18 protein-coding genes are annotated in these 19,825 nt (G+C 65.9%); 11 read left to right on the top strand and 7 right to left on the bottom strand.

Annotated features, from left to right (window positions below):
* The first annotated feature begins 2 nt into the window (after window positions 1-2).
* Genes FJ414_RS28905 through FJ414_RS28915 form a run of 3 tightly spaced genes read left to right on the top strand, consistent with a single transcriptional unit; the run spans window position 3 to window position 4,036 of the window.
* Window positions 3-971 (top strand): D-2-hydroxyacid dehydrogenase, encoded by a 969-nt coding sequence (locus FJ414_RS28905; RefSeq protein ID WP_140647764.1) that lies wholly within the window; start codon window positions 3-5, stop codon window positions 969-971.
* 20 nt (window positions 972-991) lie between these two features.
* Window positions 992-2,533 (top strand): trimethylamine methyltransferase family protein, encoded by a 1,542-nt coding sequence (locus FJ414_RS28910; RefSeq protein ID WP_140647765.1) that lies wholly within the window; start codon window positions 992-994, stop codon window positions 2,531-2,533.
* A gap of 12 nt (window positions 2,534-2,545) precedes the next feature.
* On the top strand, window positions 2,546-4,036 hold the full coding sequence (locus FJ414_RS28915; RefSeq protein WP_140647766.1) for a D-aminoacylase: 1,491 nt from the start codon (window positions 2,546-2,548) through the stop codon (window positions 4,034-4,036).
* Here FJ414_RS28915 and FJ414_RS28920 read toward each other — a convergent pair.
* Genes FJ414_RS28920 through FJ414_RS28950 form a run of 7 tightly spaced genes read right to left on the bottom strand, consistent with a single transcriptional unit; the run spans window position 4,021 to window position 11,143 of the window.
* Window positions 4,021-4,686, bottom strand: coding sequence for an isochorismatase family cysteine hydrolase (locus FJ414_RS28920; protein ID WP_140647767.1), 666 nt, complete (start codon window positions 4,684-4,686; stop codon window positions 4,021-4,023). The genes FJ414_RS28915 and FJ414_RS28920 overlap by 16 nt on opposite strands.
* Window positions 4,683-5,966: a Zn-dependent hydrolase gene (locus FJ414_RS28925; protein WP_140647768.1), complete on the bottom strand. Its 1,284-nt coding sequence runs from the start codon at window positions 5,964-5,966 to the stop codon at window positions 4,683-4,685. The genes FJ414_RS28920 and FJ414_RS28925 overlap by 4 nt, the downstream gene beginning before the upstream one ends.
* Entirely contained in the window at window positions 5,963-7,117 is a 1,155-nt protein-coding gene (locus FJ414_RS28930) for an FAD-binding oxidoreductase (protein WP_140647769.1), read from the bottom strand. Before FJ414_RS28930 ends, FJ414_RS28925 begins: the two co-directional genes overlap by 4 nt.
* A complete protein-coding gene (locus FJ414_RS28935; RefSeq protein ID WP_140647770.1) occupies window positions 7,114-8,433 on the bottom strand; it encodes a Coenzyme F420 hydrogenase/dehydrogenase, beta subunit C-terminal domain in 1,320 nt (439 codons plus the stop codon). Before FJ414_RS28935 ends, FJ414_RS28930 begins: the two co-directional genes overlap by 4 nt.
* A gap of 7 nt (window positions 8,434-8,440) precedes the next feature.
* Complete coding sequence (locus FJ414_RS28940) at window positions 8,441-9,355, bottom strand: nitrilase-related carbon-nitrogen hydrolase (protein WP_140647771.1); 915 nt, start codon at window positions 9,353-9,355, stop codon at window positions 8,441-8,443.
* Window positions 9,340-10,770, bottom strand: a complete 1,431-nt coding sequence (gene hydA / locus FJ414_RS28945) for a dihydropyrimidinase (protein ID WP_140647772.1) — start codon at window positions 10,768-10,770, stop codon at window positions 9,340-9,342. Before hydA ends, FJ414_RS28940 begins: the two co-directional genes overlap by 16 nt.
* 22 nt (window positions 10,771-10,792) lie before the next feature.
* Window positions 10,793-11,143, bottom strand: coding sequence for a RidA family protein (locus FJ414_RS28950; protein ID WP_041007422.1), 351 nt, complete (start codon window positions 11,141-11,143; stop codon window positions 10,793-10,795).
* A gap of 234 nt (window positions 11,144-11,377) precedes the next feature.
* Between FJ414_RS28950 and FJ414_RS28955 the strand changes: the two genes are divergently transcribed.
* The 8 genes from FJ414_RS28955 to FJ414_RS28990 all read left to right on the top strand — a co-directional run.
* Window positions 11,378-12,625, top strand: coding sequence for an MFS transporter (locus tag FJ414_RS28955; protein WP_140647773.1), 1,248 nt, complete (start codon window positions 11,378-11,380; stop codon window positions 12,623-12,625).
* Window positions 12,625-13,389 (top strand): SDR family oxidoreductase, encoded by a 765-nt coding sequence (locus FJ414_RS28960; RefSeq protein WP_140647774.1) that lies wholly within the window; start codon window positions 12,625-12,627, stop codon window positions 13,387-13,389. Before FJ414_RS28955 ends, FJ414_RS28960 begins: the two co-directional genes overlap by 1 nt.
* Before the next feature lie 27 nt (window positions 13,390-13,416).
* Complete coding sequence (locus FJ414_RS28965) at window positions 13,417-14,439, top strand: NAD(P)-dependent oxidoreductase (protein WP_140647775.1); 1,023 nt, start codon at window positions 13,417-13,419, stop codon at window positions 14,437-14,439.
* A gap of 72 nt (window positions 14,440-14,511) precedes the next feature.
* On the top strand, window positions 14,512-15,435 hold the full coding sequence (locus FJ414_RS28970; RefSeq protein WP_140647776.1) for a polysaccharide deacetylase family protein: 924 nt from the start codon (window positions 14,512-14,514) through the stop codon (window positions 15,433-15,435).
* Between the two features lie 9 nt (window positions 15,436-15,444).
* Entirely contained in the window at window positions 15,445-16,779 is a 1,335-nt protein-coding gene (locus FJ414_RS28975) for a dihydroorotase family protein (protein ID WP_140647777.1), read from the top strand.
* Window positions 16,780-16,784: 5 nt separating this feature from the next.
* Entirely contained in the window at window positions 16,785-17,558 is a 774-nt protein-coding gene (locus tag FJ414_RS28980) for an SDR family oxidoreductase (protein ID WP_140647778.1), read from the top strand.
* 212 nt (window positions 17,559-17,770) lie between these two features.
* Entirely contained in the window at window positions 17,771-18,865 is a 1,095-nt protein-coding gene (locus FJ414_RS28985; protein WP_140647779.1) for an HlyD family secretion protein, read from the top strand.
* On the top strand, window positions 18,862-19,825 hold a 964-nt coding region (locus tag FJ414_RS28990), incomplete at its 3' end, for a DHA2 family efflux MFS transporter permease subunit (RefSeq protein WP_246672526.1). The genes FJ414_RS28985 and FJ414_RS28990, both read left to right, overlap by 4 nt.

Here is a 19,825-nt window from a genome sequence, read left to right on the forward strand (position 1 = left end):
CGATGTCGGCGCGCCCAACCGTCATCTTGCACACCGACAAGCCGGCCGGCGCGCTTGCCGTGCTCGCCGAAACGCATCCGGACCTCGATATCCATGCCTGCGACACTTATGCCGGCCTTCCCGCGCTGATCGAGCGGACCGCCGCGGAAGTGGTCTATTCGATCCGTTTCGACGGCACGCCGCGCTATCCGCGCCAGGCGCTCGTCGAGAGCCCGACGGTGAAATGGGTGTCGATCGGCGGCTCAGGCACCGACCATCTCGGGCGTTGGGATCCTGCGCACGTGACCGTCACGAATTCAGCCGGCGTCGCGGCCGGCATGCTGGCCGAATATGCGCTCGGCGCAATGCTGTCCTTCTCGCTCGACCTGCGCGGTTTCGAGCGCCTGCAGCAGGCCCGCCAATGGGGCGGCGGCCGCGTCGAGCCGATCGAGGGCAAGACAGTCCTCATCCTCGGTCTCGGCAAGACCGGCGAGGCCGTCGCGCGCCGCGCTCAGGCAATGGGCATGCGCACGCTCGGCATCCGCGCGCGGCCGAAGCCGATGCCCGCGCTCGACGAGGTGCATGGCCCCGATGCGCTGCTGGTATTGATCGGCCGTGCCGATTTCATCGTCTGCTGCGTGCCATTGCTGCCCACAACGCGCGGCTTGCTTGGCGAGGCCGCCTTTGCCGCCATGAAGCCGTCCGCCGTGCTGATCGACATTTCGCGCGGCGGCGTCGTCGAGGAAGCCGCACTGCTCAACGCGCTCGACAGCGGGCGGATCAAGGGCGCGGCGCTCGATGTCTTCGCCACCGAGCCGCTGCCGGCCGGGCATCCGCTCTGGGCTTACGAGAACGTCGCCGTCACGCCGCATTGCGCGGCGGTCTATGACGGCTGGGACATCAAGTCGGTGCGCATGTTCGCCGACAATCTGGCGCGCTACCGCAAAGGCCAGCCGCTGGAAAACGTGGTCAATCCGGAACGCGGGTACTGAAGCCGGAAGGGAACAAACTTATGTCACAGGACAGGCGTGGCGGCGGTCGCCGATCGAAACTCGGGCGCAGCGGTGGTGGCATCGCGCAACTGCCTTGGCAGAGCGTGAAAAACCCCTACCCGCCCATGCAGCTTCTCGACGAAGAGCGCATGGAACAGCTGCACAAGACCTCGATGCGCATCCTGTCGGAGCTCGGCATCCGCGTCATGAGCGAGAAGGTGATGGACCTGTTCGCCGCTGCCGGCGCCATCGTCGATCGCGAGGAAAGGACCATCAGGATCGATGAAAGCCTGGTGACCGAGGCCCTGCGCAACGTGCCGTCGTCCTTCACGCTGACCAGCCGCAACCCGGAAAAGCAGGTCCATCTCGGCGGCAATTCGCTGGTTTTCGGGCTGGTCGCCGGCCCGCCCAACGTGCATGACCGCATCAATGGCCGCCGCCAGGGCAATCTTCCCGACTACCAGAACTTCATCCGGCTGGCGCACCACTTCAACGCCATCCACATCATCGGCAACCAGGTGGTGGCGCCGATGGAACTGCCGGCCAATGCGCGTCACCTCGACACTTACCACGCCAATCTGACGCTCAGCGACCTCTCCTTCCACTGCACCGCGATCGGCCGCGCCAGGGCAATGGACGGCATCAACATGATGGCGATCGCCCGCGGCATCAGCGTCGAGGAGATGCGGACTTCGCCCGGCGTGACCACCATTATTTCGATCAACTCGCCTCGGCTGTTCGACGACGCGATGGCCGAAGGCCTGATCGCCATGGCTGAGCACGGCCAGCCGGTGACCGTCACGCCCTTCACGCTGATGGGCGCGATGACGCCGGTGACGTTAGCCGCAGCACTCTGCCAGCAGAACGCCGAAGCGCTGTTCGGCGTCGTGCTGACGCAGCTCGTCAATCCCGGCACGCCGGTGATGTATGGCGCCTTCACCTCCAATGTCGACATGAAGTCGGGCGCGCCGGCTTTCGGCACGCCGGAGAACGCCAAGGCCAACATCATCGCCGGACAACTCGCGCGGCGCTACAACCTGCCCTACCGCACCTCCAACGCGAACGCCTCCAACGTGGTCGACCTGCAGGCGGCCTATGAGACCGAGATGGCAACCTGGGGCGCGGTTCTCGGCGGCGCCAACCTGATCTATCACGCGGCCGGCTGGCTGGAGGGCGGGCTGACGGCGTCCTACGAGAAACTCGTGCTCGACGTCGAGATCCTGCAGAACATGATGGAGTTCCTGCGGCCATTGCCGTTCCAGGAGGACGATCTCGGCTTCGAGGCGATCAAGTCGGTGCCGGCCGGCGGCCATTTCTTTGGCGCCGAGCACACCATGTCGCGCTACACCACTGCCTTCTACCAGCCGATGCTTTCCAACTGGCAGAACCATGGCGCGTGGCAAGAAGCGGGCGGCAAGGATGCGCTGGAGCGGGCGACCGAGCTCTGGCAGCAGGCCCTGCACGACTACGAGGAGCCGGTGATGGACCCCGCGATCCGCGAAGAGCTCGACGCCTATGTCGCGCGCCGCCGCGAGGAGATCGCCGCCAACCCGGAAAGCTAGGAAAGCCGCCCAATGCCCTATGATCTCCTCATCCGCCGCGCGACGCTGATCTCCGGAGACGGTTCTGACCGCTTCGAGGCAGACATCGCCGTCACGATGGGCCGGATCGCCGCCATCGGCCGGCTGGACGATGCGCAGGGCATCGAGGAAATCGATGCAAAGGGCAAGGTGGTCGCACCTGGCTTCATCGACGTGCACACCCATGACGACGGCGCGCTGCTGGCACCGCGCGGCATGGATCCGAAGATCAGCCAGGGCGTGACGACGGTGATCGCCGGCAATTGCGGCGTCAGCCTTGCACCGCTGCTGCTCGACGGGACGCCGCCGCCGCCCTTCACGCTGGTCGGCGGCCGCGAGAACTTCCGTTTCGACCGCTTCGCCGACTATGTCGCGGAGCTGAAGCGTCGCGGCATCGCCACCAATGCCGCCTTGCTCGTCGGCCACACGACCTTGCGCCAGCGCTGTATGCCCGTGACCGATCGGCCGGCCAATGAAGCGGAAACGGTGGCGATGCAGGAAGCGGTCGCCGCGGCGATGGTCGAGGGCGCCTTCGGCCTCAGCACCGGGCTCGACTATCCGCCCGCCGTCAACTCCTCGACCGAGGAGGTCAAGGCTTTAGCCGCCACGGCGGCCGGCCTCGGCGGTCCCTATGTCACTCATACGCGCAACTACTTCGAGACGATGGACGAGGCGATCGAGGAAGCGATCGACATTGCCGATCATGCTGGCGGCAAGCTGTTCATCTCGCACCACCAGTGCACCGGCCGCGCCAATTTCGGCAAGAGCCGGCCCTCGCTGGAAAGGATCGACAAGGCGCGCGGGACGATGGACATAGGCATGGACGTCTACCCCTATGCCGCGAGCTCGACCGTGCTCCGGCTGGAGCGCTGCGACACCGGCTTGAAGATCCTCGTCACCTGGTCCGAACCGCATCCGGAGATGGCCAGGCGCGAGATGGCCGACATAGCGCGCGAATGGAACTGCACCGAGCGCGAGGCCGGTGAGCGCCTGCTGCCGGCCGGTGCTGTCTATTTCCAGCTCGACGAGGACGACGTCCGCAACATCATCGCGCATCCGCGCACCATGATCGGCTCCGACGGCCTGCCGCACGACATCCACCCGCATCCGCGTCTGTGGGGCACCTTTCCGCGCGTGCTCGGGCACTACGCGCGTGACATCGGACTGTTCAGTCTGGAGGAGGCCGTATTCCGAATGACCGGCCTGCCCGCGCGTGAATTCGGCATCCAAGAGCGCGGCATTCTGGCGGAAGGCAATTTCGCCGACCTCGTCATCTTCGATCCCGAGACGATCATCGACAGCGCCACTTTCGAGGAGCCGCGCCGACCCGCCGCCGGCATCGAACATGTCTTCGTCAACGGCGTATCGGTCTGGCGCGGCGGCAGGGCGACCGGAGCGCTGCCGGGGGCGGTTCTCAAGCCCTCGGCTTCAAAGACGGTCGTCAGAGGCGCGTGCGGCTGCGGCGCCGATCACAGCGCCTCGTAAATCCGGTCAACGCTCTCCAGCGTGTAGGCGAACTCCACCGGCCGCGTGCAGCGCCAGCCATCGAAGGACTGGCCGGCCAGCGCCTTCAGGGCTTCGGGCAGATGCAATATACCGCCGCCATAGAGCCGGTTCGCCATGTCGAGCATGCCGGTGCGGTGCATCGCCTCCGTCATGCTGCCGCAGGCTTCCATCACCAGCCACACGCGAAAGCCCTGGTAAACCGCATCGAACACGCTTTCGGTCACGCAGCTGTCGGTCAGCACGCCGGCGACGACGAGGTTTTCGATGCCGAGCACGGCGAGCCGCTGCGAAAGCTCGGTGCGGCGAAAGGCGCTCGGCCAGTGCTTGTGGATGACGATGTCGCCCGGCTGCGCCGCTACCTCGGCGCAGATCGCGGCGCCGTCGCTGCCCGCGACGGCAGAGCGGAATTCCTCGGTGAGTATCTCTTCCTGCCGCGCATAGCCTTCACTCTCTTCCGGCTTGACCCAGGCCTGCGTATGGATGACGGACACGCCAGCCTTGCGGGCGGCCTCGATCAGGGCGGCAGCGTTGGCGAGCACGGCGTCGTAGCCGACGACCGGCCAGGCCGCGCCGGGACGGTATTCATTCTGCAGGTCGATGACGAGCAAGGCAGTCTTGGCGAGGTTCATGGCTGGTCCGGTGAGTTGTCGAAATCGGTGACGAAACGCAGGAGCAGCCGGATCGCCTGATCGAGGTCGGCGATCTCCATCGCTTCATGCGGATTATGGCTGCCATTCTCGTTGCGCACGAAGAGCATCGCGGTCGGAATGCCGGCGCCGGCGAAGGTGGCCGCATCGTGCCCGGCCCCGCTCGGCACATGCGGGGCGCTCATCTGCAATTCGGTCGCGGCGCGGTCAAGCCCGGCGATCAGCGCGGGCGACATGGTCGCGGGCTCCCAGGTGAAGCGCGGTCCCGGCTCGAACGTCACGCCACGTCTGGCGCCAACCTCGGCGAAGATCTCGTGCAGCCGCGCCTCGATCCGCGCCAGCACGGACGCCTCGGCGCTGCGGACATCGAGGGTGAAGCCGAGTTCGCCGAGCACGCGGCTGCCGCCATGCTGGCTCGGATCGGATTGCACCCGGCCGAAGGTGATGGTCGCCTCGTGGCCATCGCGTTCGAGCGCGTCCCACTTTGCCTCAAGGCCCGCAACCAGATCGGCAAAGCCCAGCACGCTGTCATGGCGGGCGAAGCGCGGCTCGGCGCCGGAATGGGCATAGGCGCCAAGGCATTTCGCGTCGACATAGCGGAAGCCGCCGGCGATCCCCGTAACGATGCCGACCGGCGCCCCGGCGGCGACCAGGCGCGGTCCCTGCTCGATATGCACCTCGACGAAAGCAGCGATCCGGCCTGCATCGATGCCCGGCACGCCGCGTCGCACGGCGTCGGGGTCGAAACCTTCCTCGCGCATGTGGTCCGCCAGCGTGCGGCCGCTATCGGAACGCCTGGCTTCGAGCGCCTGCGGATCGAGCAGGCCAAGCGCCGCCTGGCTGCCGGGATAGGAGAGCGGAAACCAGACCGCTTCCTCGGCGCGAGCTGCCAGCACGATGAGATCGCGCGCCAAGCGGATATTTTGCCCAACCAGTTCGGCCATTACCGCGAGCCCCGCCACGACGCCGGCGGCGCCATCGAAATTGCCGCCATGCGCCACGCTGTCGAGATGCGAGCCGATGACGATCGCCGACAGATCGGGATCGCGCCCGGCGAGTGTCAGATAGAGATTGCCGGCCGCATCGACACGCGCCGCCGCGCCGAGCTTTTCCGCTTCACTGCGGACGAGGTCATGGGCAAAACGCTCGCTCGGACCGTAGGCCACGCGGGTTATCCCGGGCTCGTCGGCCGTGGCTTCGGCGAGCCTGTCCAGCACACGCCCGGCAAGCCTGCCGCCGGCCGTCAGCGCCGCATCGGTCATGAGGCAGCCTGCTGAAGGCCGGCGCCACGAAGACGGTGCGCCGTGAGATCCGCCAGCATCACGCCTTGCCTCGCGACATCGTCCGGCAGGCCGTCGTCGGCGATCAGGCTGGCGCAGACACGCGACAGCGCCGGCGAGGTCTTGATGCCGTAGCCGCCCTGCCCGACCAGCCAGACGAAATCCGGAAACTCGTCGTCCGGACCGACCACCGGCGAGCCGTCGGCGACGAACGTCCTCAAACCCGCCCAGGAGCGCGAAACGCGTTGCACCTCGATCGTCGTCGCCCGTTCGAGACGCTCGGCGCCGATCGCCACATCGATGTCTTCGGCAAAGGCGTCCACCGGCTCCGATGACGTCGCATCGGCCGGCGAGACGAAGAGCTGCCGGGCATCCGGCTTGAAATAGAACTCCGCGCCGACATCGTTGACCAGCGGCCAGTCGCTAATGTCGAGACCGGCCGGCGCCGGAATGTTGAAGGCGGTGCGGCGCTTCGGCTGCAGGCCGACCGGACGCACTCCGGCCATCGCCGCGATCTCGTCGCCCCAGGCGCCGGCCGCGTTGACGATCAACGGCGCAAGGAATGTTTCCGCTTCCGTCTCGACCCGCCATTGCCCGCCCTGCCTGCCGATGGCTCTCACGCCGGCCTTGGTGACGATGCGGGCGCCGCGCGCCCGCGCGCCGCGCAAGAACCCCTGGTGCAGGCCGTTGACGTCGATGTCCATCGAATGCGGTTCGATGTAAGCGCCGGCGAGATAGTCCTCGCGCAGCACCGGCACGCGCGCGATCGCTTCGGCCGGCGTCATCGCAACGATCGATGGCACCAGCGCCTGCGCCGCCTCCAGATCCTCGCGCAGCAGGTCGAGCTGGTCGGCCCGCGCCACGGTGATCATGCCGCGCTTGCTGAGCAGCGGATAATCGCAAAAACCTGTCGGCGGCTCGGTGAGAAACGCCCGGCTTGCCAGGACGATGCGGCGGATGACGCGATTGCCGTAGTTCTCGGTGAAGCTTGCGGCCGAACGTCCCGTGGTGTGGTAGCCGCAATGGCTCTCGCGCTCGAGCAGCACGACTTTCGAAGTGCGCGAAATCTCATAGGCAGCGCCGCCGCCGGCCATGCCGCCGCCGATGACGATGACGTCGGTCTGCTCGCTCATGGTTGCCCATCCTTTGAAACTGTTTCGCGCGGCACCGCAGGCGGCTCGCCCAGGCGGCCGCGCCGGGCTCGATCGCGGGCGCCACGTCCCTCGGCCAGATTCTCGGCCGCTGAATTCTGTGACGCGCATTCGCGCAAGGCGAGACCGGTGACGAAAGGCACCGGCTTGCCGGCGATCTCCATGCCCTTCAGCCGCGCCCAGACCGCGCGGCGTTTGCGCACCTGATGCGACTGCAACTCGCTGATCTCGGCGATCCCGCTCTCCCGCTTGATCTGCACCGCGCCGGCCTCGACAGCCGCGTCGAACAGCTCCAGCCCGCGCTTGGTGCGCACGATGATACCGTTGAGCGGCTCATCCTCGACGGCCGGTCCGCCATTCAACCAGGAATCCGATACCGCGATATCCGCCACCTGGCCGATCGCGTCGGGGCAGATCTTGCAGCGCGGCTGGATCATCCATTTGTCCTCGTCCTCCCAGAGCTGCCGGTAGCTGATCTCGAAGGCGCGGCCGTCGCGAGTTTCGATGCGGTTGAGTCCGGGATTGCCATGGCCCCGGTAGCGGAACAGAGCAAGCTCCTCCTCGCCGAGGCCAAAACGCTGCAGCACCTGTTCCGACTTGGTCAGCTCCGAGGCGCCGCCGCAGACGAAGGCGAGCGCATAGCGCATATGCTCGTCGACGCGCGGATCGAGCCGCGCCAGATTGCGCACGGCGGTGATGTCGCAGGGCTTGGCGATCAGCGCGAAAGGCTCGCCGCGGTCGAGAATGGCGTTGAAATCCACCAGGGTCGCCGCCGGCCCATAGCGCGAGCCGGCGCCTTCGAGCACGGAAGCGGCGTCGTAGCTCAGCTTGCGTTCCGTGCGCATCGGCATGGAACGCGAGGCCGCGACATGCAGCACGAACTTGACCCGTCCCGAACTGAGCAGGAACTGTCCGAGCGCCGTCAGCGCACCGCCGCCGGAGCCGATAAACCGCACTGTGGGATTTCCAGCGGAGCCGAGCACAAGCCGTTCGACCGATCCCCAAACCGTGTCCGCCAACGTGGCGTCATCCATCTGCGCTGGTGGCGGACCGGCGATGCGCGTTCCCGGACATACGGCGTTGATCTTCGTCAATGTCGACTTGTCCAATTCCTGCAACGCCACGGGTCGCTCGCGCCCTTCCGGCGTCATCACCATCTCGACGTCGCCGGGAACGGCGATCGAGCGGCAGAGGCCACAGCCGATGCAAAGGCCGTTCCCGACGATCTCGCCGAGCGTCAGCGGATCGGTCGAGGGCGGCGGTGTGCCTTGGCTTTGTCTTGTTTCGACGAGGCCCATCGCGGTCTCAGACCGGTTCCGAGATGCGCTTGTATTGATCGGGGCGGCGATAGAGCGCGAAGTTGAAATTCACTTTCCGGCAGGTCTCGATCAGGTCCAGATCGGCGCGATGGACGATGACTTCGTCGTCGAGCGACATCGCCAGTGCCGCGATCTCGCCGGTCGGCGCGATGATGCAGGAGCCGCCGATCAGCGCCTGCCCGTCTTCCAGACCCGCCTTTGCCGCGGCGGCGACCCAGAGCGTGTTCTGGTAGGCACCGGCCTGCATCGGCAGATGGTTGTGGAACATTCTCAGATGCGCCAGAGCCGGCGCTTCGTCGAGCAAAAGCGGCGTGTTGTAGCCGAGCAACGCCACCTCGGCGCCGTTGAGGCAGAGCATGCGATAGGTTTCCGGCCAGCGGCGGTCGTTGCAGATGGCGAGGCCGACACGCACGCCGCGATAGTCGAAGACCGGAAAGCCGAGATTGCCCGGCTCGAAATAGCGTCGTTCGAGATGCGTGGTCGTGCCCGCCTCCGGCTCGCTCGAACCCGGCACATGCATCTTGCGGTAGCGGCCGATGAAGGCGCCGTCCGGCCCAACCAGATCCATTGTATTGAAATGGCGCGTGCGGCCCTCTTCCTGCGCCAGCTCGCAATAGCCCAGCGCGAAGCCAACCTTCAGGCGCGCGGCGGCATCATAGAGCCGCTGCGTTTCCGGCCCCGGCATCGAGGCTTCGAAGAAGGCGTCGATCTCGGCCTGGTCGTCGATGCGCCAGCGCGGGAAGAAAGTGGTGAGCGCCATTTCGGGAAACACCGCGATCTCCGCGCCGGCGGAAGCAGCCTTCTCCAGGAGATGCACCAGGCGCCCGACCGTCTCGGCGCGCGTGGCGCTGCGCTGGATCGGTCCGGTCTGGCAAACGGCGATGGTCAGGCATCGAGCCATGGTGTCCAATCCTCGACTGGTTTTCTGAGATGCGCCGGATCGGCGGCGGTCCGTGCCACAAAGCGCCCGAAACCCGGCTCCGCCTGCAGCTTGCCGTCGGCGACCACCGGCACGCCGCGCACCAGAACGGTGCTTGGCTTGCCGGTGACAACCCTGCCCTCGTAGGGCGTGAAGTCGACGCGCGAATGCAGCGCCCTGTGCCCGAGCGTCCAGCGCGCCGTCGGATCCCACAGCGTGACGTCCGCGTCGAGCCCGATGGCGATGCGACCCTTGCGATCGGCGAAGCCGTAGATCGAGGCTGCATTGCGCGAGGTGAGGTCGAGATAGCGCTCGAGCGTCAGGCGGCCGGTGAGCAGCCCTTCCGAAAACAGCAGCGGCAGGCGTGTCTCGATGCCTGGAATGCCGCTCAGCGTCGTGGTGAAACCGGGTGTCTCGGAGTGCCCGATCTTGTCGGCGAAATAATATGGCGAATGATCGGACGACCACAGGTCGATGCCGCCATTGATCAGCTCTTGCCACAGATGCTCATGGCTGCGCGGCGAGCGCGGCGGCGGCGAGAAGACGAAGCGCGCCGCATCGATTGCCGGGCGATCGAGATCGGCCGCGCCGAGAAAGAGATATTGCGGGCAGGTCTCGGCGATAGCGTCAACGCCGCGCATCTTTGCCCGCGCCACCTCCTCGGCCGACTGCCAGGACGAGACATGCACGATGGTCATGCGCGCGCCGGTCATCTCGGCGAAGGCCAGCGCGCGATGCGTCGCCTCGCGCTCCATCGTCTCGCTGTGGGCAACGACATGATAGCGGATATCGGTGCGGCCGAGATCGATCAGCCGCTGGCGCGTGCGCCGGATCGCGGCGTCGTTCTCGGCATGGACCATGACGATCCAGCCCAACCGCCTTGCCGTATCGAGAACCTTGAAGAAGAGGTCGTCGTCGACGGCGAAACCCTGATAGGTCATGAACAGCTTGACCGAGGCGATGCCGCGCTGGGCGAGCGCGCCAAGTTGAGCCTCGACATCCGCGCCGGTGCCCATGGTGACCACGGCATGCAGCCCGTAGTCGATCACCGCGCGTCCCGCCGCGCGCTCCAGCGCGCGGTCCATGGCGCCGACAGTCGTCATGTCCTGCCCGGGCATGCCGAACGGGACTATGCAGGTCGTGCCGCCAAAAGCGGCGGAGATCGTGCCGGAATAGAAATCGTCGGCATTGCCGGCTCCACCCCAGACCGGCTGGTCGAGATGGCAATGCGCGTCGATGCCGCCGGGCATCACCCAGCGGCCGCCGGCGTCGATCGCCTTCTCGCCGGAAAGACCCTTGCCGATGGCGGCGATGCGGCCATCGTCGATACCGACGTCGCACTCAGCCCAGCCGTCGTCGAGCGCCACGCGCCCGCTCTTGATCACCAGCTCATGCATTGGCGTACCCTCGCCGGCCGGCTCAGCCGACGGCCGCCGTCACCATGATCTCGACGCGATACTGGTCGCCGGCAAGCCGCGCTTCCACCGTGGCGCGCACCGGCATGGCGCTCCTGTCGATCCAGGCGTCCCAGGCCGTGTTCATCATCTCGAAATCGGCGATGTCCCTGAGCCATATCTGCGCGCTGAGCAGCTTCGACTTGTCGCTACCGGCCTTGGCGAGAAGCGCGTCGATCTTGGCAAGGATCTGCTTGGTCTGGCTGGTGGTGTCGCCCGAAAGATCGTCCGCGGTCAGCCCCGCCACATAGACGGTGCCGTTATAGCGGAGCACCCGGCAGAAGCGCTGTCCGTTTTCGAGGCGTTCGATCGTCATGATGTTCCCTTCCGCTGGTTTCCAGATTTTGGTTTTTGCCTATGGTAAGGAGGGTGCAAAACCGCTGTAAAGACCACAGCGCGCCGAGATGCCGCTTTCCCTCGCCAGCATGGCCAAAAAAATTTGAGCCATAGCCGCGCCAATCTTCGTTTGTGGCAATCGCCACAAAGTGTAACTTCTGCCCGGGCTGCCGTCGGTCAACGGTGCCGCCAGGGAGCCGCCGCAGCCGCATTCATGAGGTCGATCGCTCAATCCGCGACGCGGCTCTGGCAAAATGCAGAGCGGTCCCGTGCCCTGCTGCCGATCATGGTCGGCATCTGCCTGGCCTGCATCGGCAGCGCCATGCTGACCACCGCCGTGTCGCTGCATCTTGGCAAGCCCGGCATTTCTCCCCAGGTCGTGCAGATCGTCTTGACGGCCTATCCCGTGGGCTTCCTCATCGGATGCCTGGTGACCCGCCCGGCCGTCGCCCAATACGGCCATGAGCGAACCTTCGTTGCCGTCGTCGTCGTCGCGCTGCTGGCGGCTTCCGGTTTCGTCTTCACCGACTTCCTGCCGAGTTGGATCTGCTTTCGCCTGCTCGGCGGCCTCGCGATGGCATCGCTGTTCGTCGTCTGCGAAAGCTGGATCAACCTCTATGCCGAGCACCACAATCGCGGCGCGATGTTTTCGATCTATATGCTGACAACGGCAATCGCCGTGCTGCTCGGTCAGGTTCTGGTCGCGATGGTCGGCCCGCAATCGCCGCATCTGTTCCCGGTGGCGGCGGCGACGGTGCTGCTGGCACTGATCTCCAAATTCGCCGGTGGGCGCTGGCCCGCGCTGCCTGCCACGGATCCGGAGCACGCAAGTTCGGCAAGACCGGTCAAGCGCCTCGGCCCGCTGGCGCTTTTCCGGCTGGCGCCGGTAACGGTCGTGGCGATCTTCCAGGGCGGCATCACCAATATGAACATCTTCGTGCTGACGCCGATCTACGGCACGCAGATCGGGCTGTCGGCGGCAACGACGGTCGGGCTGGTCACGACCATCAGCATCGCCGGCATGCTGGCGCAGACGCCGGTCGGCTGGCTGTCCGATAGGTTTGAGCGCAGGATCATACTGCTTGTCCAGGGTATCCTGTCGGTCACGCTCTGCGCCGCGATCGCCTGGCTCGGCAACTTTTCGGTCCCGCTGCTCTTCGTGCTGTTCTTCCTCTATGGCGCGACGGCGCTGACGGTCTATCCGGTGGCGATGGCGTTCGGCGCCTCGCAATTGCACAGCCGGCACATGGTCGGGGCCTCCGGCACGCTGCTCCTGCTCTATTCGATCGGCAATGTCGCGACGCCCGGCATTTCGGCCGGCCTGATGGAGCATATGGGCGCGCCGGCCATGTTCCTGCTTCTGGGCGGCGGCGCCGTGTTGGTGACTTTAGCCGCCTGCTACAATTTGTTGCGCCGTCCGGTCACGCTGGCGGCCATGCCGGCATTAGAGGAGCAGGCCTGATGACAGCGCCAGACATGAGGCGTCTCGAGGGCAAAGTCATCCTGATCGCCGGCGCCGCCAGCGGCATCGGCACGGCGATAGCGCGCCGCTGTGTTGCCGAAGGCGCTAAGGTCGTCTGCGCCGATTACGGTCCAGAGCCGGCCACCGAGCTTGCCCAGACACTCGGGCCTTTAGCTGCCGCTTGCCAATGCGACGTGACGGATATCGAGTCCGCGGAGGCGGCCGTCGCATTTGCCCGGCAAAACTTCGGCCGGCTCGACGGACTGGTGCACAATGCCGCGGCGCCCTCGACCAGCGCCACCGTCGTCGATCTCGACGAAAGCGCATGGCGGCACGAGATCGATGTCGGCCTGACCGGCGCCTTCCTGATGAGCAAGTTCGCCGTGCCGCTGATCGCGGCAAGTGGCGGCGGTTCCGTCGTCTTCATCGGCTCGCAATTCGGGCGCGTCGCCACCACCAGGGCCGTCGCCTATTGCGCCGCCAAGGCCGGCCTGATCCACCTCGCCAAGGCGATGGCCGTGGACCACGCGCCCGACAAAATCCGCGTCAACAGCCTGTCCCCCGGCGCGGTGGCGACGACGCGGCTGCTGCGCCGGTTTGCCGATTTCGAGGCCGCCAATGCCGGCCTTGGTCCCGCCCATCTGCTCGGCCGTATCGCCGAGCCCGACGAGATCGCCGCGGCGGCGGCTTTCCTGCTTTCGTCCGACGCATCCTTCGTCACCGGATCAGACATGCTCGTCGATGGCGGCTATGCGACGCGCTGAGGCAACAACCTTTCCAGAGGAGTTTCCATGACCTTGCTCGTCACCGGCGGCACCGGCTTTGTCATGAGCGTGGTCGCGCGCGCATGGCTGGACCGCGATCCGCAAGCCCGCGCCGTGATCCTCGACCGGTCGGGCCTCGACCCGGCGGCCGAAAAACATTTCGCTCCGGTGCGCGACCGGCTGACCGTGATTGCCGCCGATATCCTCGACCCACAAGCCTGGTCCGAGACGCTCGACAAGCAAGGCATCACGGCAATCGTGCATGGCGCGACGATCACGCCGATCTCGCGCGGCAGCGACTCTGAGGCAAAGCGCCAGCCGGAGGCCGCAGACCCGGCCCGCATCGTCGACGTCAATCTCATGGGCACCGTGCGCATGCTGGACTGGGCGCGCGAGAGGCCGGACGTGAAACGCTTCGTCTATGTCAGCTCCGGTTCCGTCTATCGCCACAACGGGCCCGACTGGGATGGCGAGCCACTGCCGGAAGACGGTTATGTCGCGCCGCTGACGCTCTACGGCATCTCGAAATTCGCCTCCGAGATGGTCACCAACCGCTATGCCGATCTGTTCGGCCTGTCGGCGGCCTCGGTGCGGCTCGCTTCCGTCTACGGTCCGATGGATCGCGCCACCGAGAGCCGCAACTTCCGCCATGTTCCCAACCGCGTCGCGCATATGGCCCTGGCCGGCGAGACGATCAGGCCGAACAGCCTGGAGCCCGTCGGCGACTACGTCACCTCGACCGACGTTGCCGCCGCGATCCTCGCGCTGATCGATGCGCCGCGCCTCAATTACCGCCACTACAATATCGGCTCCGGTTCCAGCCAGACCATCGGCGAGATCATCGGCTGGGCAAGGGAACGCGTCCCGGGCCTGAAGGCGGAGGTGACGCCTGGAGACGACGCCAACATCGTCCAGGATGTGAGGCTGAAAGGCGGCATGTGGGGCGCCTATGACATCGCCCGCATCATGCGCGACACAGCATGGCGGCCGCGTCCCGGCAAGGAAGCGTTCCACGACTACATGGACTGGATTGTCGCTAACGAGAGCTAGAGCAATTCCAGGAAAAGTGTGAGCGGTTTTCCGTTCGGAATTGCGTAAAAACAAAGAAATGGAGAACGCAAGATGCCGACCGATTTCCAGCAGCCGCGCGATTTCGTCGGCTACGGCCCGCACCCGCCCTTCGTCACCTGGCCGGGCGGCGTCAAGCTCGCCGTCAACCTCGTGCTCAACTATGAGGAGGGCTCGGAATACTCCTGGCTCGAAGATGGCCGCAACGACAATTGGGGCGAATACAATCTCAGCGGCAGCATGCCGGTGCGCGATCTCGGCACCGAGACGCATTTCGAATATGGCAGCCGCGCCGGCGTCTGGCGCCTGGCCAGATTGTTCGACCGCTACGACATCCCGGTCACCTTTTCCGCCTGCGCCGTGGCGCTGGAGCGCAACCCGCCCTTGGTCGAATGGATGAAGAGCCGCCGGCATGACCTGATGGGCCATGGCCTGCGCTGGATCGACCACACGACCATGGAGCGCGGCGAGGAAGAGCGCCATCTGCACGAGGCGATCGCGCTTTACGAAAAGCTGCTGGGAAAGCGGCCCTTGGGTTGGAACTGCCGCTCGCTACCCAGCGTCAACACGCGCGACCTGCTGGTCGAGGAAGGCGGCTTCCTCTACCACTCCGATCCCTGCAACGACGACCTGCCCTATTTCCTCGATCACCGGGGCACGGAAATCCTGGTCGTCCCCTACTCCAAGACGCTCAACGACAGCCGCTATCTGGTGGCTCCGGGCTACAGCAATCCGCGCGACTTCGCCGAGGACTGCCGCGCGGCCATCGACTATATGCTTAGCGAAGCCGACGAGACCGGCGGCCGCATGCTGACCATCGGCATCCACGCCCGCTGGACGGGTCAGCCGAACCGCGCCTCGGGCCTGCGCGAGGTCATCGAGCATGTCCAGAAATCCGACGGCGCCGCCTTCATGCGCCGCGAGGACATTGCCCGTTTCTGGCACGCGAACCATGCGCGCTTCGAGCAGCGCGGCTGAGGGGGAACCGTGTTCGAAACGCTGATCCGCGGCGCAACGGTTGTGAACGCCGATGGCCTCAGCCGCAACGATGTCGGCATCGCGGCAGGCAGGATCGCGGCGCTCATCCCGCCTGGCGAAGCCGCCGAAGCCAGCACGCTCATCGACGCCTCGGGTTGCTTCCTGCTCCCGGGCCTTGTCGATGCGCATGCGCATCTGCGCGACCCCGGGTTGACGCATAAGGAGGATTTTTCCTCCGGTACGCATGCGGCGGCGCTCGGCGGCGTGACCACCGTACTCGACATGCCGACCGATGAGCCATGGACGGCCACGCCCGAGCAACTTGCCGACAAGATGGCGATTGCGAAGGGCCGCATCTATGTCGATGTCGGCCTGCAGGCTGTGGTCAGCCGTGACTTGTCGCTCGTCCCTCGCCTCCTTCGTCTCGCACCGGTCTCCTTCGAGCTGTTCACCGCCGACGTGCCGGACGCCTTCCTTTTTGCCTCGCTCGACAATGTCGCCGAGGCGCTGAAAATCTTCGCCGGTGCCGACACGACAATCGGCATCTCGCCCGGCGACCAATCGATCCTGGCCGGCAGCACGGCGCGGGATCGCTCCGGCAGCGTCGCCGCCTTCCTGGACAGCCGGCCGCCGCTCGCCGAAGCCAATGGCATCGCCCGCGCCCTTGTCGCCGCAGCGGCGACCGAGGCGCGGATTCACGTCCGGCAGATCAATTCCGAGCTGGGTGTCGAGACCTGGAGCCGGCTGCGCGGCATGGTTGACGCCAGCGTCGAGACCACGCCGCAGAACCTGTTCTTCACCGCCGACGATTACGAAACGCAAGGCGCCAAGCTGAAGGCTTCGCCGCCCTTGCGCTCGCCGCATGATGTCGACGCATTGCGCGCCGCTCTCGGCGCGGAACTGATCGACATGGTCGCCACCGATCACGCACCGCACGCGCCGGCCGAGAAGGCAGCGGCTTATGCGGCTTTCGCCGACATCCCGGGCGGTATGCCAGGATTGCAGACGCTGCTTCCAACCATGCTGAGGCTGGTCGATGAAGGGCTCATCGCCCTGCCCGATCTGGTGCGCATGTGCTCCCGCAATCCAGCCGAGCGCTTCGGCCTCAGCCGGCGCAAGGGTCGCATCGCCGTCGGCCACGATGCCGATCTGCTGATCCTCGACCCGCGCCAGTCAAGCACCATCGCCAATGCCGATCAGGTGTCGCGGGCAGGCTATACGCTCTTCGACGGCTGGACCATGAAAGCGCGGCTGACCAGTGTCTTCCTGCACGGCCGCGAGATCGTGCGCGACGGGCGACTGGTCGGCGCGGCGCAAGGAAAGATCGTCACCCGGGAGAGCTGAACATCATGGCCCTGCTCGCCAACAAAACAGCCATCGTCACCGGAGCGAGCTCCGGCATCGGCCGCGCCATCGCGCTGAAATTCGCCACCGAAGGCGCCAACATCGTCGTTGCAGACATGGTGGAGCAGCCGATCGAGGGCGGCCAAGGCACCGTCGACATGATCCGTTCGGCCGGCGGCGCTGCCACCTACGTCAGAACCGACATCTCTGACTGGAGCGCCGTCGACGCGCTCGTCGGCGTGACGGTCGCGCAATTCGGCCGGCTCGACGTGATGGTCAACAATGCAGCGATCTACACCAGCACCAACCTGATCGAGACCACGCCGGAACAGTGGAACCGCGTCATCGGCGTCAACCTGACCGGCTTCTTCTACTGCAATAAATGCGCCGTCACGCAGATGCTCACCCAGGCGCCGGTTAACGAGGTGCGCGGCCGCATCATCAACATCTCCTCGCAGCACGGCATGGTCGCCTGCCCCGGCGACCTGCCCTATTCGGTGAGCAAGGGCGGCATCGTGCAGATGACCCGGCAGATCGCCGTCGACCATGCCGACGACCTGATCGTCTGCAATGCGATTGCTCCGGGCAAGATCATCACCGGCAAGCCGGGCGTCGCCAACGACCCTGATGCGCTCGACTATTCGCGCCGCCGCACACCCTGGCCACGGCTCGGGCATCCGAACGACGTGGCGGGCGCGGCGCTCTTTCTCGCCAGCGATATGGCGAGCTATGTTACCGGCATAAACCTGATGGTGGACGGCGGCTGGATGGCGGGCTGACGCTGCCAGCCGGGCCACGGCCGGCATCCGAGGGCAGGAACCTTTGCGGAAACCGCCCGTTGACCCTGCTGCGAGGGGGCCAACGATATCTGGGACCCGTTGCCTTGGACGCAAAAACTGAAAGAAAAGAGCGCGAAACCGCTCCCGCCGAGGAAGCGCGGGGTCAGCCCCGGTCCGATCGGCAGCAACGCCCGCCGGACGACGAAAAGCGCGTGGATAACGAGCGCGACGGCGAGCGAGCGCAAGACACGCAGTCGAATGACAGTCCGTCGGACGACAACAAACCCGGCCTCATCAGACGCCATCCCTACATAGCGGCGATCGTCGCCATCCTCATCCTGTTGGTCATCGCGGCCGTGGTCATCTGGTGGATCAACGCGCGACAGTATGAATGGACCGACGATGCCTTCATCGACGCCCGCACGGTGACGATCGGCGCGGAAATTGCCGGGCGCATCACCGATGTCGCCGTCACCGACAACCAGCCGGTCGAGGCCGGCGCCGTGCTTCTGCGCATCGACGACAGCGATTATCAGGCCTCGCTCAAACAGGCACAAGCCGGCGTGGTTGCGGCGCGGGCCGACATTGCCAATGTGCAGGCCCAGACCGAGGCGCAAAACGCCAAGATCGATGCGGCCGAAAGGCAGGTGGCGCAGGCGCAGGCAGCGCTCGAATTCGCCAAATCCGAGGACCAGCGCAACCGTGAGCTCCTGGCCAAGGGCACGGCGACGCAACAGCAGGCACAGCAGGCCGCTTCGACCTTGCGCCAGGACCAGGCAGCACTCGATACCGCCAACGCCAATGTCGAGGCGGCGAAAAGCCAGGTGGCTGTTCTGCAGGCTCAAGGCAAGAGCGCCGAGGCCAAGCTGCGCCAGGCTGAGGCCACCGAGAACCAAGCCAAGATCACCCTCACCCGCACGACCATCACGGCGCCCGTCGCCGGCCATGCCACCAACATCACGGTGGCGAAAGGCACCTATGCGCAGCCCGGCCAGGTGCTGATGATGTTCGTGCCCAACGACGTCTGGGTGAAAGCCAATTTCAAGGAAACACAGCTCGACCTGATGCGACCGGGCCAGCCCGTCGATATCGCCATCGACGCCTATCCGGAAAAGACCTTCCATGGCCATGTCGACAGCGTTCAGGCCGGCAGCGGCACGGCCTTCAGCCTGCTTCCAGCCGAAAACGCCACCGGCAATTTCGTCAAGGTGGTGCAACGCGTGCCGGTCAAGATCGTGTTCGACCAACCGCCCGGCGTCTATCTCGGTCCCGGCATGTCGGTGGTGCCGACGGTCAAGGTACGATGAGCGATGCCGCAGCAGCCCAGGGTAACGAAAGCCGGTCGGCGGCCGGCGGGCGCAACCCCTGGCTGATCGCGATCGTCGTCTCGATCGCGACCTTCATGCTGGTGCTCGACACCTCGATCGCCAATGTCGCGCTGCGCAACATCGCCGGCAGCCTGGCCGCCGGCATGGACGAGAGCACATGGGTGATCACCACCTATCTCGTCGCCAACTCCGTCATCATTCCGGTCAGCGGCTGGCTTACCAGCATCATCGGCCGAAAGCGCTATTACATGATCTGCGTGGCGACCTTCACGCTGGCGTCGCTGCTGTGCGGGCTGGCGCCCAATCTGCCGACGCTGATCGCCTTCCGCATCCTGCAGGGGCTCGGCGGCGGCGGCATGGCGCCGAGCGAGCAGTCAATCCTGGCCGACACGTTCCCGCCTGAGAAACGCTCCCAGGCCTTTGCGCTCTACGGCATCGCGGTGATCGTCGCCCCGACGGTCGGGCCGACCATCGGCGGCTGGCTGACCGACAATTTCTCCTGGCACTGGATCTTCTTCATCAATGTGCCGTTCGGCATCATGTCGCTGGCGCTCGTGCAATGGCTGGTGATCGAGCCAGACATTCTCGAACGCGAACGCCGCGAGCGGTTGAGCAAGGGGCTGAAGGTCGACTGGATCGGCTTCATCCTGGTGGCGATGGCGCTCGGCTGCCTCGAAGTCTTTCTCGACGAAGGCCAGCGCAACGACTGGTTCGCCTCGACCTTCATTACCACTTTCGCCGTGATCTCCGCGGTGTCGTTCCTGCTGCTTGTTCCGTGGGAGTGGACAAGGCGCGACCCCATCGTCGACATCCGCCTGCTTTTCAGCCGGCAGTTCGGCATGTCGTTCCTCGTCATGATGGCGGTGGGCGTGGTTGTCGTTGTCGACATCGCCGCCATGGCTCCGGTGGTGACAAATCCCGCGAGAGCGAAAGAGGCAA

Origin of the sequence: Mesorhizobium sp. B3-1-6 (assembly GCF_006439555.1) — a bacterium.
GTDB lineage: Bacteria > Pseudomonadota > Alphaproteobacteria > Rhizobiales > Rhizobiaceae > Mesorhizobium.